The following is a 14,402-nucleotide window of genomic DNA, read 5'->3' as shown; positions in this document are numbered from 1 at the left end:
TATTGTAGGTCAGCTAAAGCGCCGCATCCGGCAAAAATCAGATACGCGTTGTCATTCATTCAGATTCAAATCCAGCGTTTCACCATCCACCGTAAGATTGCGCCACGTTTTAGGCTTCGTCCCCAGTTTTCCTTCCTTCGCGGCAGTGAGTAATTTCTCTTTCGTTATTTCACGCGGAAGTAAACTCATCGCAAGCTCTTGCCATTCTTTCTTGTCAGGATCAAAGCCATAAACAACATATCTTTCATCATTAAAAGCGAAAAGGATCCTCTCTGCCCTGCCATCACTATTCAGATCTTGCTCGACCAGTACGCAGGCGTCTTTTTCAATACAGGTCATCACGTTATAGCGTTCTTTGATTAAGGCCGACCAGAATGTCGCATCCGGTTTACCTGAACCTGGGGCAATTAACACATTATCGGCTAATGCTTTTTCCGATACCTGCTGAAGATGTTGCTCCCCATCAAACGCCATTAGCAGATTCCATGCGCGTTTCGGGTCTTTCATATACTCGGCATCGCTTTTCAGTGACTCAAGCGCCGCACGTCCATAACGACCGCTCTGCTCGAGCATGTAGATACTTACTTGGTCTGGCGTGTTTTTGCCGCTCTGATAACGCGCCATATGACTGTTCACGCTAATACGCATACTGTCCAGCATCGGCGAATTAAGAAGCACCAGAATCGCCAGCACCAGCAACGAAACCGCAAGATTCACCTTGCCCTGAAGAACAAGGGGATTTTGCCCTTTACGCCAGACAATACTGACAAAATATCCCAGCGACCAAACCAGTAACACCACCACAACCAACACACCATGCAAGCGTTCCGTAGTCCAGCCGTACTGAGCGACCCGCAGCCATAACGCCCAGGCGGCGACTAACACATACAATGGGGCGACCAGCAGAGCGGTTTTAATCAGGCAACGCAACGGACCAGTCCAGGGAAGTGACGCTTTTTGCGGATCACGGACAATAGCCATTAAGATCAATTGCAAAAAGGCCAGCGTCAAAAGCAACCCGGCAGCGGAGATGTGGCGAGAAATCGCGCTCAGGCCCGTAAACGGCAGGGTGATAATAAACATCAGGGTTAGCAATGATACTAACGGCAGCAACCCCGTGGCGATTAACGTGAACAACTTTTGAATGGAGTCGATTAAACGAGACTGTGTCCGCGCAAGGATCACCGCCAGTGCGGTAACCAGACCTGACGTAAGATAAATAAACCAGTCGGTTGTAAAAAAGAGCGTTTTAAAAAACGTGATGCCAACGAGTTTAAATAACTCACTCCACAGTAAAAGCACCAGCCACGTCAGGCCATTGGCGATAAAAATCACCAATAATATAAGTACATTATGCCATACCGACTGGTAAAAATAGCTATAGCGGGTATTGTCATTACGCTCACGCAGACTCTGTTGTATCCACGGCAGCAACATCATTCCCATCAGCAGCAGATAACACCCAAAATCCCAAAGCGCCTTTTCCGCTCTCCAGGGACTCATGCCATCAATTTGCCACTTCAGCCAGCCGCTCATCCCGAGAGTGGCAATCAACACTATCGCCAGCCATCCCCAAAGTCGCTTCTGTTTGAAGGACACTACAGAAAATAACAAAACGGATGAAAGCGCCACGGTCGCAGGTACGCCATAAACTATCCAACTGTTATTTTTACTGGCAAGCCAGGAGACCAGCAGGTAGCAAACTAATCCCTGGAGTAATCCGGTAGCAACCATTCCCCTGCGTGTCGCGGGTGAAAGCTCAACGTTTTCCATGTTGGTTATCCAGAATCAAAAGGAGAGGTAATTATCGCATCCAGGCAGGACTAATTTGCTTTTTTCAGAAAGTAATCAAAAAAAGTTAGCGTGGTGAATCGATACTTTACTCATTGAATTTGCATCAATTTCACTCAGGAATGCGATTACACTCACAACATTCTCGCCATATAAACTAAGTTTTAACCTTTTAGGAACATTTTCCACACCTAAAATGCTATTTCTGCGATAATACCAACCGTTTCGTGACAGGAATCACGGAGTTTTGTCAAATATGAATTTCTCCAGATACGTAAATCTATGAGCCTTGTCGCGGTTAACACCCCCAAAAAGACTTTACTATTCAGGCAATACATATTGGCTAAGGAGCAGTGAAATGCGCGTTAACAATGGTTTGACCCCGCAAGAACTCGAGGCTTATGGTATCAGTGACGTACATGATATCGTTTACAACCCAAGCTACGACCTGCTGTATCAGGAAGAGCTCGATCCGAGCCTGACTGGTTATGAGCGCGGGGTGTTAACTAATCTGGGCGCCGTTGCCGTCGATACCGGAATCTTCACCGGTCGTTCACCAAAAGATAAGTATATCGTCCGTGACGATACCACTCGCGATACCTTCTGGTGGGCAGACAAAGGCAAAGGTAAGAACGACAACAAACCTCTCTCCCCTGAAACCTGGCAGCATCTGAAAGGCCTGGTGACCAAACAGCTTTCCGGCAAACGTCTGTTTGTCGTTGACGCTTTCTGTGGTGCTAACCCGGACACGCGTCTTTCCGTCCGGTTCATCACCGAAGTGGCCTGGCAGGCGCATTTCGTCAAAAACATGTTTATTCGCCCAAGCGATGAAGAGCTGGCAGGTTTCAAACCAGACTTTATCGTCATGAACGGCGCGAAGTGCACCAACCCGCAGTGGAAAGAACAGGGCCTGAACTCTGAAAACTTCGTCGCGTTTAACCTGACTGAACGTATGCAGCTGATTGGCGGCACCTGGTACGGCGGCGAAATGAAGAAAGGGATGTTCTCGATGATGAACTACCTGCTGCCGCTGAAAGGCATTGCCTCCATGCACTGCTCCGCCAACGTTGGCGAGAAAGGTGATGTTGCGGTGTTCTTCGGCCTTTCCGGCACGGGTAAAACCACCCTTTCCACCGACCCGAAACGTCGCCTGATTGGCGATGACGAGCACGGCTGGGATGATGACGGCGTGTTTAACTTCGAAGGCGGCTGCTACGCGAAAACCATCAAGCTGTCAAAAGAAGCAGAACCTGAAATCTACAACGCCATCCGTCGCGATGCGCTGCTGGAAAACGTCACCGTGCGTGAAGATGGTACTATCGACTTTGATGATGGTTCAAAAACCGAGAACACTCGCGTTTCTTATCCGATCTATCACATCGAAAATATCGTTAAGCCGGTCTCCAAAGCAGGCCACGCAACTAAAGTTATCTTCCTGACCGCAGACGCCTTTGGTGTGCTGCCGCCGGTTTCTCGTCTGACTGCCGATCAAACCCAGTACCACTTCCTCTCTGGCTTCACCGCCAAACTGGCCGGTACTGAACGCGGCATCACCGAACCGACGCCAACCTTCTCCGCCTGCTTCGGCGCGGCGTTCCTGTCGCTGCACCCGACGCAGTACGCAGAAGTGCTGGTGAAACGTATGCAGGCAGCGGGCGCGCAGGCGTATCTGGTTAACACCGGCTGGAACGGCACTGGCAAACGTATCTCGATTAAAGATACCCGCGCCATTATCGACGCTATTCTGAATGGTTCGCTGGATAACGCAGAAACCTTCACTCTGCCAATGTTTAACCTGGCGATCCCGACCGAACTGCCAGGCGTTGACACGAAAATCCTCGATCCGCGTAATACCTACGCTTCTCCGGAACAGTGGCAGGAAAAAGCTGAAACGCTGGCGAAACTGTTTATCGACAACTTCGATAAATATACCGACACCCCTGCGGGTGCTGCGCTGGTAGCGGCTGGTCCGAAGCTGTAATGGTTTGAAGCTGGAGAATATCTATCCAGTATCTTATAGAAAGCAAAACGGGAGGCACCTTCGCCTCCCGTTTTATTTACCCTTCTTTTGTCGCACCCTGCGCCCGCGTTACCGGCAATGGCAGCCAGGCGCGAATGGAAAGCCCGCCCCGCTCGCTGGTGCCAAGTTCCAGCATCCCGTTATGGTTATCGATAATCCGCTGCACAATCGCCAGCCCTAAGCCAGTGCCACTGATAGTGCGCGCGCTGTCACCACGGACAAACGGCTGGAATAGGTGCTTACGCTGCTCCGGTTCAATACCTGGGCCGTCATCTTCCACCTGGAACCAGGCGCGATTCGGCTCCGTGCCGCTGCTGACTTTGATCCAGCCATTGCCGTAACGGGCGGCGTTGACCACCATATTCGCCACCGCGCGTTTGATTGACAGCGGGTGCATTTTCACTTCAATGCTGCCCGGCTCAAGCGCGGTATCAATTTCCCGCTCATAGCCACTTTCGGCGGCAATCACCTCACCAAGCACAGCGTTAAGATCCGCCAACTCCATCGGCATCTCCTGCCCGGTGCGCAGGTAGTCGATAAACTGCTCAATGATGGCGTTGCACTCTTCGATATCTTTATTGATCGATTCTGCCAGATAGCTATCCTGCTCGCTCATCATCTCGGTCGCCAGGCGAATACGCGTCAGCGGCGTGCGCAGGTCATGGCTTACCCCTGCCATCAGTAATGTGCGGTCATCCGCCAGTTGCTTAACGCCTGCCGCCATGTGGTTAAAGGCGCGGGTAACCGAACGCACCTCCGAAGCGCCATATTCACGCAGCGGCGGCGGAATAATCCCTTTACCGACCTGCAAAGCAGCATGTTCGAGATCGACCAACGGTCGGTTCTGAATACGAATAAACAGCCACGCACCGCCTATCGCTAACAGCATTATCGCCAGCGTATAGCGGAACAGCGGGGAAAAATCGCCCTGATGAATTTCGGTTAGCGGCACACGCACCCAAATATTGGGCGACAGCCAGGTTTTTAGCCAGACGACAGGCGAGCTTTTGTTGACCTCGACGCGAACTTCCGTCGGGCCGCCGAGCTGCTGCGCCATCTGATGGCTTAAGAATTCATAGTGTTGCGCCCAACGCAGCCCGGCCTCTTCGGCGGCTTCATTGGAGTAGAGAGAGATCCCCAGCTCACGGTAGATCTCCCGACGAAAAGCGGGAGGCACAACCAACTGCGTACCGTCCTCCAGTTGCAGTTTGTCAGTCATCAACATACGCACTTCGTACGCGAGGACTTTATTAAACTGCTGGAGGCTCGGCAAAATCGCGAAGTTCAGCACCACCAGATAAGTCGTCACCAGGCTGACGAACAGCAAGGTGACGATGAGCAATAACGTGCGGGCAAATGAACTTCGTGGCGAGAAGCGCAATCGCCTCATGCTTTAGAACCGTCCGGCACGAAAACGTAGCCCAGACCCCAGACGGTCTGAATGTAACGCGGATGCGCCGGATCTTCTTCCACCATGCGGCGCAGACGTGAGATCTGCACGTCGATGGAGCGTTCCATTGCGGAATATTCACGACCACGGGCAAGGTTCATCAGCTTATCGCGAGAGAGCGGCTCACGCGGATGGCTGACCAGCGCCTTCAGTACCGCAAATTCACCGCTGGTGAGCGGCATCGGCTCATCTTCACGGAACATTTCGCGCGTACCGAGGTTTAGTTTGAACTTACCAAAAGCAATTACTGCTTCTTCCTGTGACGGCGCGCCCGGCAGTTCGTTCGCCTGACGGCGCAACACTGCACGAATACGAGCCAGCAGTTCACGCGGGTTAAACGGTTTTGGAATATAGTCGTCAGCGCCAATCTCCAGGCCAACGATACGGTCTACTTCTTCCCCTTTCGCCGTCACCATAATGATCGGCATCGGGTTACTCTGGCTACGAAGACGTCGGCAAATCGACAAGCCATCTTCACCAGGTAACATCAAATCCAGTACCATAAGATGGAAAGATTCACGAGTCAGCAGGCGATCCATCTGTTCTGCATTAGCGACGCTTCGAACCTGGAAGCCTTGTTCGGTGAGATAACGCTCCAGCAGCGCGCGCAGGCGCATGTCGTCATCGACCACCAGAATCTTGTAGTTCTCTTGCATTCTTTGTACTCCCAAAGGTTCGCAACAATTTGTAAGCGTGTATTCTTAAAAAAGCTTACGTTCGTCACCAGCAAAATCTGGTATGAATTTCAGCCTAAATTGTTACAAAGCATATTAAACAGCAGCTTAAGTATACAATTTATTCGGCGAAACATTATTGATTCTGTTGATATGATCACGTTATACCCAATGTGCGCATTATCAAACAGACAAAGGGAATCAACGAGATGAAAACGCCCCTGGTTACCCGGGAAGGGTATGAAAAACTCAAACAAGAGCTAAATTATCTCTGGCGTGAAGAACGCCCGGAGGTCACAAAAAAGGTGACCTGGGCCGCAAGTCTGGGCGACCGCAGTGAAAATGCTGACTATCAGTATAATAAAAAGCGCCTGCGTGAAATCGACCGTCGCGTGCGCTATCTCACTAAATGCATGGAAAATCTCAAAATCGTCGATTATTCCCCGCAGCAGGAAGGCAAGGTCTTCTTTGGCGCATGGGTAGAGATTGAAAACGACGATGGCGTGACTCACCGTTTTCGAATTGTCGGCTATGATGAAATTTTTGGTCGTAAAGATTACATCTCTATCGATTCCCCGATGGCTCGCGCATTGCTGAAAAAAGAGGTGGGCGATTTGGCAGTAGTGAATACGCCTGCCGGGGAAGCGAGCTGGTATGTTAATGCCATCGAGTACGTGAAACCGTAAGGAAGAGTCTTAACCTCCAGCCTTTGGCTGGCATTTTTGCCAGCCAGTCCGTATAACTATCCCCTGATTTTTGATCCGAAAAGATGAACTCAAACCATGATGAATGATTCGTTCTGCCGCATTATTGCGGGTGAAATTCAGGCGCGCCCGGAACAGGTTGAAGCCGCCGTTCGCCTGCTTGACGAAGGGAATACCGTGCCGTTTATCGCACGTTATCGTAAGGAAATCACCGGCGGTCTGGATGACACGCAGTTGCGTAATCTGGAAACGCGTCTGAGCTACCTGCGTGAACTGGAAGAGAGACGTCAGGCGATCCTCAAGTCTATTTCTGAGCAAGGTAAACTCACCGATGAGCTGGCGAATGCCATCAACGCCACCTTAAGCAAAACCGAACTCGAAGACCTCTACCTGCCCTACAAACCTAAACGCCGCACCCGTGGGCAAATCGCCATTGAAGCAGGGCTTGAGCCGTTGGCTGACCTGCTGTGGAACGATCCGTCACATACGCCGGAAGTCGCCGCCGCACAATATGTTGATGCCGATAAAGGCGTGGCAGATATCAAAGCCGCGCTGGACGGCGCGCGCTATATCCTGATGGAACGTTTTGCCGAAGATGCCGCCCTGTTGGCAAAAGTGCGTGATTATCTGTGGAAGAACGCGCATTTGGTTTCTACGGTGGTGAGCGGTAAAGAAGAGGAAGGGGCAAAATTCCGCGACTATTTCGATCATCACGAACCGCTGTCCACGGTGCCTTCTCACCGCGCGCTGGCGATGTTCCGTGGGCGTAACGAAGGCGTACTTCAGCTTTCGCTGAATGCCGATCCACAGTTCGATGAGCCGCCGAAAGAGAGTTATTGCGAACAAATCATTATGGATCACCTCAATCTGCGCCTGAACAATGCCCCGGCGGATAGCTGGCGCAAAGGCGTGGTGAGCTGGACGTGGCGCATCAAGGTACTGATGCACCTGGAAACAGAACTGATGGGCACCGTGCGCGAACGTGCGGAAGATGAAGCAATCAACGTATTTGCCCGTAACCTGCACGATCTGTTGATGGCAGCCCCAGCCGGATTGCGTGCGACGATGGGTCTCGATCCGGGTCTGCGTACCGGGGTAAAAGTTGCGGTGGTCGATGCAACCGGCAAACTGGTAGCGACCGACACCATTTATCCGCACACCGGACAAGCCGCAAAAGCGGCGATGACCGTTGCCGCTTTGTGTGAAAAACATAACGTTGAGCTGGTGGCAATTGGTAACGGCACGGCTTCCCGCGAAACCGAGCGTTTCTATCTCGACGTGCAAAAGCAGTTCCCGCAAGTGACTGCGCAGAAAGTGATCGTCAGCGAAGCAGGCGCATCCGTTTACTCCGCTTCCGAACTGGCAGCGCAGGAATTCCCGGATCTGGATGTTTCTCTGCGTGGCGCGGTATCTATTGCCCGTCGTTTGCAGGATCCGCTGGCAGAGCTGGTGAAAATCGATCCGAAATCTATCGGCGTGGGTCAGTATCAGCATGACGTCAGCCAGACGCAACTGGCCCGCAAACTGGACGCAGTAGTAGAAGACTGCGTAAACGCCGTTGGCGTCGATCTCAACACTGCTTCTGTTCCGCTGTTAACCCGCGTGGCGGGCCTGACGCGCATGATGGCGCAAAACATCGTGGCCTGGCGCGATGAGAACGGTCAGTTCCAGAACCGTCAGCAACTGCTGAAAGTGAGCCGTCTGGGGCCGAAAGCCTTCGAGCAGTGCGCGGGCTTCTTGCGCATTAACCATGGTGATAACCCGCTGGATGCTTCTACCGTCCACCCGGAAGCCTATCCGGTGGTGGAACGCATTCTGGCGGCAACGCAGCAGGCGCTGAAAGATCTGATGGGTAACAGCAGCGAGCTGCGTAACCTGAAAGCCTCTGACTTTACCGATGAGAAATTCGGTGTGCCGACGGTAACCGACATTATCAAAGAGCTGGAAAAACCAGGCCGCGACCCGCGCCCGGAATTTAAAACCGCTCAGTTTGCCGATGGCGTCGAGACAATGAACGACCTGCAACCGGGTATGATCCTCGAAGGTGCTGTCACCAACGTCACCAACTTTGGCGCGTTTGTCGATATCGGCGTACATCAGGACGGTCTGGTTCACATCTCTTCTTTGTCGAACAAGTTTGTGGAAGATCCGCACACCGTGGTGAAAGCGGGTGACATTGTGAAGGTGAAAGTGCTGGAAGTGGATCTTCAGCGTAAACGTATCGCCCTGACCATGCGTCTGGATGAGCAGCCAGGTGAAACCAACGCCCGTCGCAGCGGCGGTAACGATCGCCCGCAAAACAACCGCCCGGCAGCCAAACCGCGCGGTCGTGAAGCGCAGCCTGCCGGTAATAGCGCGATGATGGATGCGCTGGCAGCGGCAATGGGGAAAAAACGTTAATCCCCCGACTGGCCTACGGTTCGAATTTGCACGAAATCGTAGGCCAGATAAGGCGTTCACGCTGCATCTGGCAACTCACAACGAGCGCCTTGCCTGACATAAAAATGCCGGAAATTATCTCCGGCATTTTTATTCCACAGCTAAATCCACAATATATTTTTGCTAATATTTATCACTGCATTAACAATTAAAACCTTAATTAAACATTAACCAGCCCTAATAATTCGCCATTCGAGTTATATTTTTGCTCCGATATAACCTTGAGCCACATCAACATTGAGTCAGATTATTATCTAAACCAACATTCGCACACATTTTAAGTATTGCTGATAGAAACCATTCTCATTATCATTGTATTGTTGATTATTTAATCTCTCCTTCGTTGGCAAATCATCTGGTCTCATGTCGCTGTCAAACGCCCCATGAGGTAGTTATCCAGTTAATGAGAAACAAGTAGGCCCTTATGCAATACACTCCAGATACTGCGTGGAAAATCACTGGCTTTTCCCGTGAAATCAGCCCGGCATATCGCCAAAAACTGCTTTCTCTAGGCATGTTACCTGGCTCCTCTTTTAATGTGGTGCGCGTCGCTCCACTCGGCGATCCCATTCATATCGAAACCCGTCGTGTGAGCCTGGTATTACGCAAAAAAGATCTGGCCTTATTAGAAGTGGAAGCGGTTTCCTGTTAATACGGTGAGAATAACAATGAAAAAATTAACCATTGGCTTAATTGGTAATCCAAATTCTGGCAAGACAACTTTATTTAACCAGCTCACCGGTGCACGCCAGCGTGTAGGGAACTGGGCTGGCGTTACCGTCGAACGTAAAGAGGGTCAGTTCTCCACCACCGATCATCAGGTCACTCTGGTTGACCTGCCTGGTACTTATTCTCTGACGACCATCTCATCGCAAACTTCTCTGGATGAGCAAATCGCTTGTCACTACATTCTGAGTGGCGACGCCGATCTGCTGATTAACGTGGTGGATGCGTCTAACCTTGAGCGTAACCTGTACCTGACGCTGCAACTGCTGGAACTCGGCATTCCCTGCATCGTGGCGCTGAACATGCTCGACATTGCCGAGAAGCAAAATATTCGCATTGAAATTGATGCGCTGTCGGCGCGTCTTGGCTGCCCGGTGATCCCGCTGGTTTCCACGCGTGGTCGCGGTATTGAAGCTCTGAAACTGGCGATTGACCGCTATAAAGCCAACGAGAATGTAGAACTAGTGCATTACGCGCAGCCGCTAATCAATGAAGCCGATGCACTGGCGAAAGTGATGCCGTCGGACATCCCGCTGAAACATCGCCGCTGGCTGGGTCTGCAAATGCTGGAAGGCGATATCTACAGCCGCGCCTACGCCGGTGAAGCGTCGCAGCATCTGGATGCTGCCCTCGCCCGTCTGCGTAATGAGATGGACGATCCGGCGCTGCACATTGCCGATGCACGTTACCAGTGTATTGCTGCCATCTGTGATGTGGTAAGCAATACTCTGACGGCAGAACCCAGCCGTTTCACCACGGCAGTGGATAAAATCGTGCTCAACCGATTCCTTGGTCTGCCGATTTTCCTCTTTGTGATGTATCTGATGTTCCTGCTGGCTATCAACATCGGCGGGGCGCTACAGCCGCTGTTTGACGTCGGTTCCGTGGCACTCTTTGTGCATGGTATTCAGTGGATTGGCTACACGCTCCACTTCCCGGACTGGCTAACTATCTTCCTCGCCCAGGGCCTGGGTGGCGGTATTAACACCGTTCTGCCACTGGTGCCGCAGATCGGCATGATGTACCTGTTCCTCTCCTTCCTCGAGGACTCCGGGTATATGGCGCGTGCGGCATTTGTGATGGATCGTCTGATGCAGGCGTTAGGCTTGCCGGGTAAATCCTTTGTGCCGTTGATCGTCGGTTTTGGTTGTAACGTACCGTCGGTAATGGGCGCACGAACCCTTGATGCACCACGTGAACGCCTGATGACCATCATGATGGCACCGTTTATGTCCTGCGGTGCTCGTCTGGCAATCTTCGCAGTATTTGCTGCCGCGTTCTTCGGGCAGAATGGCGCACTGGCTGTGTTCTCGCTGTATGTCATCGGTATTGTGATGGCGGTACTGACGGGACTGATGCTCAAATACACCATTATGCGCGGTGAAGCGACGCCGTTTGTCATGGAGCTGCCGGTCTATCACGTACCACACATTAAGAGCCTGATTATCCAGACCTGGCAGCGTTTGAAAGGCTTCGTCCTGCGCGCCGGTAAAGTGATTATCATCGTTAGCATTTTCCTGAGTGCCTTCAACAGCTTCTCGCTGAGTGGGAAAATCGTCGATAACATCAACGACTCGGCGCTGGCCTCTGTCAGCCGTGTGATCACTCCAGTCTTCAAGCCGATTGGCGTGCATGAAGATAACTGGCAGGCAACGGTTGGACTGTTTACTGGCGCAATGGCGAAAGAAGTGGTGGTCGGTACGCTCAACACTCTCTATACCGCAGAAAACATTCAGGACGAAGAGTTCAATCCGGCGGAATTTAACCTTGGTGAAGAGCTGTTCAGCGCAGTAGATGAAACCTGGCAGAGCCTGAAAGACACCTTCAGTCTTAGCGTACTGATGAACCCCATTGAAGCCAGCAAAGGCGACGGCGAAATGGGTACCGGGGCAATGGGCGTGATGGATGAGAAATTCGGTAGCGCGGCGGCAGCTTACAGCTATCTGATATTCGTCCTGCTGTATGTACCGTGTATTTCGGTGATGGGTGCCATTGCCCGTGAATCAAGCCGTGGCTGGATGGGCTTCTCCATCCTGTGGGGGCTAAATATCGCTTACTCGCTGGCAACATTGTTCTATCAGGTCGCCAGCTACAGCCAGCACCCAACTTACAGCCTGGTGTGCATTCTGGCGGTTGTCCTGTTTAACATCGTGGTTATCGGTCTGCTGCGCCGCGCGCGTAGTCGGGTCGATATCGAACTACTGGCAAGCCGCAAAACGGTAAGCAGTTGCTGCGCAGCCAGCACCACTGGCGATTGCCACTAAGGACACGGCAATGGCTTCGCTCATTCAGGTGCGTGATTTGCTGGCGTTACGGGGTCGTATGGAAGCGACCCAGATCAGCCAGACGCTGAACACCCCGCAGCCGATGATTAACGCTATGCTGCAACAGCTGGAAAATATGGGCAAAGCGGTACGGATTCAGGAAGAACCTGATGGCTGCCTCTCTGGCAGTTGTAAAAGCTGCCCGGAAGGAAAAGCCTGTCTGCGTGAGTGGTGGATGTTGCGTTAACCTTGTTCCATTGTTCGTTTTGAAAAGCCCGGTATGCATTAGCTACCGGGCTTTTTTGCGTGCGGCTTTCCATAAAAATGCAACTCTTGCAGAGTGGCGTAAGTTCCTCTGAAAGTGTCTCGCAGGGATGAAAACTCGCTAATGCATAGCCGTGGAGTGGCGCGTAAAGTCACGGCATTCAAAAAAACAGGTGAAGGAACGCCATGAGCAAAAAGCAGAGTTCCACCCTACACGATGCGCTGTTCAAACTCTTTTTACGCCAACCGGACACGGCACGTGATTTCCTTGCGTTCCATTTACCGGCGCCAATCCACGCGCTCTGTGATATGAAAACCCTCCAGCTGGAGTCGAGCAGCTTTATCGATGACGATCTGCGTGAAAGCTATTCCGACGTGCTGTGGTCGGTGAAAACGGAGCAAGGGCCAGGATACATCTATTGCCTGATTGAACATCAAAGCACCTCAAACAAATTGATCGCATTTCGCATGATGCGTTATGCCATTGCCGCAATGCAAAACCACCTTGATGCAGGATACAAAACGTTGCCGATGGTCGTACCGTTGTTGTTTTACCACGGCATTGAAAGCCCCTATCCCTATTCGCTGTGTTGGCTGGATTGTTTCGCCGATCCCAAACTGGCAAGGCAGCTTTATGCCTCTGCATTTCCGCTGATTGATGTCACCGTCATGCCTGATGATGAAATCATGCAGCACCGACGCATGGCGCTGCTGGAGTTAATTCAAAAACATATTCGTCAACGCGACCTGATGGGGCTGGTGGAGCAAATGGCCTGCTTATTAAGTAGTGGATACGCTAATGACAGACAAATCAAAGGACTGTTTAATTACATACTGCAAACAGGCGACGCGGTACGTTTTAACGATTTTATCGACGGCGTTGCCGAACGTTCACCGAAACACAAGGAGAGTTTAATGACTATTGCGGAAAGATTACGGCAGGAAGGGTTTCAGAAAGGTATACGTACCAACGCCCTAAATATTGCCAAAACCATGCTGGATGCCGGAGTCTCTCTTGAGGACGTTCTGCGATTTACCAGCCTGACGGTTGAAGACCTTGCTGAAATAAATCATCAATAACGTAAAGGATGGTTTTAATGACAGATGCAGAAAGAGAATATCTTATTAGTTACCTGATTGGTTGTTTATTGGGTCGACGCCTGGAAGCCCTGGATACCGCCAAAAGAATGCTGCAATCCGGAGTCCCTCTTGCAGACATCATGCTCTTTACCGGGCTTTCAGAAGAAGAGTTGGTTGGGGCGAGTCAGTAAATACCTGCCTCGCCATTTCAAATACTGCTACACCCTCTGCTTCAACGCTACCAGCTGCTGACAAAACTCGTCTGGATGTGAAATAAACGGCGCATGGGCCGCTTTGGCGAAGATATATGATTCGCTGTGCGGCCAGAGTTCATCCAGCATCGGCACTACTTTGCGCGGCACCAGACCGTCGAGATAACCATACAATCGCAAAAACGGCATTGGTACGTTCTGCAGCGGCTGACGAAGATCGACCGTTTTCAGGATTTCCAGCCCACCATTGAGCACCTCAACCTCCGGCATCGGTAATGCCAGAACGGTTTTTTTCAGCGCCCGCGCATCCTGGCGCGCCGTTTCAGTACCCATGGTTTGTAACGCAAGGAACCGCTCCACTGTACGCTGAAAATCATCACTGAGTTGCTGCTGAAATCCCGCCAGCACGTCCGGTTTTATCCCCGGCCACTCGTCTCGAGCACTAAAACAAGGTGACGACGCCACGGTGACCAGCGCCTGAACACGCTCGGGATAGGCTAATGCAATCTGGCTTGCCACCAACCCGCCCAGGCTCCAGCCTAACCAAATGGCTTTATCCGGTGCCTGTTGCAGCACAACTTCAGCCATGTCAGCAAGCGACATCGCACCAAATCCCTGACTGCGCCCGAAGCCAGGCAGATCAACAAGATGTAACGTAAAATGCGAGCTAAGTTCCTCGTCAATGCAACGCCACACTTCGGCATTCAGTCCCCATCCGTGCAGCAGCACAAGATGAACATTCCCCTGACCTTTGGTCTGCCACCAGATGTTATTCATC

At 51.7% G+C, this 14,402-nt stretch carries 12 protein-coding genes; 8 read left to right on the top strand and 4 right to left on the bottom strand.

The window, feature by feature from the left end; all coding sequences use genetic code 11:
* Positions 1 to 51 precede the first annotated feature (51 nt).
* On the bottom strand, positions 52 to 1,773 hold the full coding sequence (locus tag BEG40_RS10140) for a DUF4153 domain-containing protein (RefSeq protein ID WP_105285350.1): 1,722 nt from the start codon (positions 1,771 to 1,773) through the stop codon (positions 52 to 54).
* A 376-nt stretch (positions 1,774 to 2,149) separates the two neighbouring features.
* Between BEG40_RS10140 and pckA the strand changes: the two genes are divergently transcribed.
* Positions 2,150 to 3,772: a phosphoenolpyruvate carboxykinase (ATP) gene (gene pckA / locus BEG40_RS10130; RefSeq protein ID WP_001309803.1), complete on the top strand. Its 1,623-nt coding sequence runs from the start codon at positions 2,150 to 2,152 to the stop codon at positions 3,770 to 3,772.
* Between the two features lie 76 nt (positions 3,773 to 3,848).
* Here the strand turns inward: pckA and envZ are convergent, their stop codons facing one another.
* Together envZ and ompR are read right to left on the bottom strand one after the other, a co-directional pair.
* The gene (gene envZ / locus BEG40_RS10125; RefSeq protein WP_001253710.1) at positions 3,849 to 5,201 is read right to left on the bottom strand and encodes a two-component system sensor histidine kinase EnvZ; all 1,353 of its coding nucleotides are present in this window, start codon (positions 5,199 to 5,201) and stop codon (positions 3,849 to 3,851) included.
* The gene (ompR, locus tag BEG40_RS10120; protein ID WP_001157751.1) at positions 5,198 to 5,917 is read right to left on the bottom strand and encodes an osmolarity response regulator transcription factor OmpR; all 720 of its coding nucleotides are present in this window, start codon (positions 5,915 to 5,917) and stop codon (positions 5,198 to 5,200) included. Before ompR ends, envZ begins: the two co-directional genes overlap by 4 nt.
* 227 nt (positions 5,918 to 6,144) lie before the next feature.
* Here ompR and greB point away from each other — a divergent pair, with 227 nt between their 5' ends.
* The 7 genes from greB (at position 6,145) to BEG40_RS21915 (ending at position 13,603) form a co-directional block, all read left to right on the top strand.
* Positions 6,145 to 6,621 (top strand): transcription elongation factor GreB, encoded by a 477-nt coding sequence (gene greB / locus BEG40_RS10110; protein ID WP_000856744.1) that lies wholly within the window; start codon positions 6,145 to 6,147, stop codon positions 6,619 to 6,621.
* Positions 6,622 to 6,717: 96 nt separating this feature from the next.
* Positions 6,718 to 9,039 (top strand): Tex family protein, encoded by a 2,322-nt coding sequence (locus BEG40_RS10105; RefSeq protein WP_105285349.1) that lies wholly within the window; start codon positions 6,718 to 6,720, stop codon positions 9,037 to 9,039.
* Positions 9,040 to 9,502: 463 nt separating this feature from the next.
* Positions 9,503 to 9,730, top strand: a complete 228-nt coding sequence (gene feoA, locus BEG40_RS10095; RefSeq protein ID WP_001200455.1) for a ferrous iron transporter A — start codon at positions 9,503 to 9,505, stop codon at positions 9,728 to 9,730.
* Between the two features lie 16 nt (positions 9,731 to 9,746).
* Positions 9,747 to 12,068 (top strand): Fe(2+) transporter permease subunit FeoB, encoded by a 2,322-nt coding sequence (gene feoB, locus BEG40_RS10090; protein WP_000737001.1) that lies wholly within the window; start codon positions 9,747 to 9,749, stop codon positions 12,066 to 12,068.
* A gap of 10 nt (positions 12,069 to 12,078) precedes the next feature.
* Positions 12,079 to 12,315, top strand: a complete 237-nt coding sequence (gene feoC, locus BEG40_RS10085) for a [Fe-S]-dependent transcriptional repressor FeoC (RefSeq protein WP_000157593.1) — start codon at positions 12,079 to 12,081, stop codon at positions 12,313 to 12,315.
* A 203-nt stretch (positions 12,316 to 12,518) separates the two neighbouring features.
* The gene (rpnA, locus tag BEG40_RS10080; RefSeq protein ID WP_105285348.1) at positions 12,519 to 13,412 is read left to right on the top strand and encodes a recombination-promoting nuclease RpnA; all 894 of its coding nucleotides are present in this window, start codon (positions 12,519 to 12,521) and stop codon (positions 13,410 to 13,412) included.
* Between the two features lie 17 nt (positions 13,413 to 13,429).
* Positions 13,430 to 13,603 (top strand): Rpn/YhgA-type helix-turn-helix domain-containing protein, encoded by a 174-nt coding sequence (locus BEG40_RS21915; RefSeq protein ID WP_198600206.1) that lies wholly within the window; start codon positions 13,430 to 13,432, stop codon positions 13,601 to 13,603.
* A 27-nt stretch (positions 13,604 to 13,630) separates the two neighbouring features.
* Here BEG40_RS21915 and bioH read toward each other — a convergent pair whose 3' ends face one another.
* Positions 13,631 to 14,401: a pimeloyl-ACP methyl ester esterase BioH gene (bioH, locus tag BEG40_RS10075; protein ID WP_105285347.1), complete on the bottom strand. Its 771-nt coding sequence runs from the start codon at positions 14,399 to 14,401 to the stop codon at positions 13,631 to 13,633.
* Position 14,402: the final 1 nt, after the last annotated feature.

Origin of the sequence: Escherichia sp. MOD1-EC5495, assembly GCF_002965965.1 — a bacterium.
In the GTDB taxonomy this organism is placed as follows: domain Bacteria; phylum Pseudomonadota; class Gammaproteobacteria; order Enterobacterales; family Enterobacteriaceae; genus Escherichia; species Escherichia ruysiae.
This window is presented reverse-complemented; position numbering and strand designations above follow the sequence as displayed.

Coding starts and splice junctions, on each gene's coding strand:
- BEG40_RS10140 (WP_105285350.1), bottom strand. CDS start 1,773: ATGGAAAACGTTGAGCTTTCACCCGCGACACGCAGGGGAATGGTTGCT.
- pckA (WP_001309803.1), top strand. CDS start 2,150: ATGCGCGTTAACAATGGTTTGACCCCGCAAGAACTCGAGGCTTATGGT.
- envZ (WP_001253710.1), bottom strand. CDS start 5,201: ATGAGGCGATTGCGCTTCTCGCCACGAAGTTCATTTGCCCGCACGTTA.
- ompR (WP_001157751.1), bottom strand. CDS start 5,917: ATGCAAGAGAACTACAAGATTCTGGTGGTCGATGACGACATGCGCCTG.
- greB (WP_000856744.1), top strand. CDS start 6,145: ATGAAAACGCCCCTGGTTACCCGGGAAGGGTATGAAAAACTCAAACAA.
- BEG40_RS10105 (WP_105285349.1), top strand. CDS start 6,718: ATGATGAATGATTCGTTCTGCCGCATTATTGCGGGTGAAATTCAGGCG.
- feoA (WP_001200455.1), top strand. CDS start 9,503: ATGCAATACACTCCAGATACTGCGTGGAAAATCACTGGCTTTTCCCGT.
- feoB (WP_000737001.1), top strand. CDS start 9,747: ATGAAAAAATTAACCATTGGCTTAATTGGTAATCCAAATTCTGGCAAG.
- feoC (WP_000157593.1), top strand. CDS start 12,079: ATGGCTTCGCTCATTCAGGTGCGTGATTTGCTGGCGTTACGGGGTCGT.
- rpnA (WP_105285348.1), top strand. CDS start 12,519: ATGAGCAAAAAGCAGAGTTCCACCCTACACGATGCGCTGTTCAAACTC.
- BEG40_RS21915 (WP_198600206.1), top strand. CDS start 13,430: ATGACAGATGCAGAAAGAGAATATCTTATTAGTTACCTGATTGGTTGT.
- bioH (WP_105285347.1), bottom strand. CDS start 14,401: ATGAATAACATCTGGTGGCAGACCAAAGGTCAGGGGAATGTTCATCTT.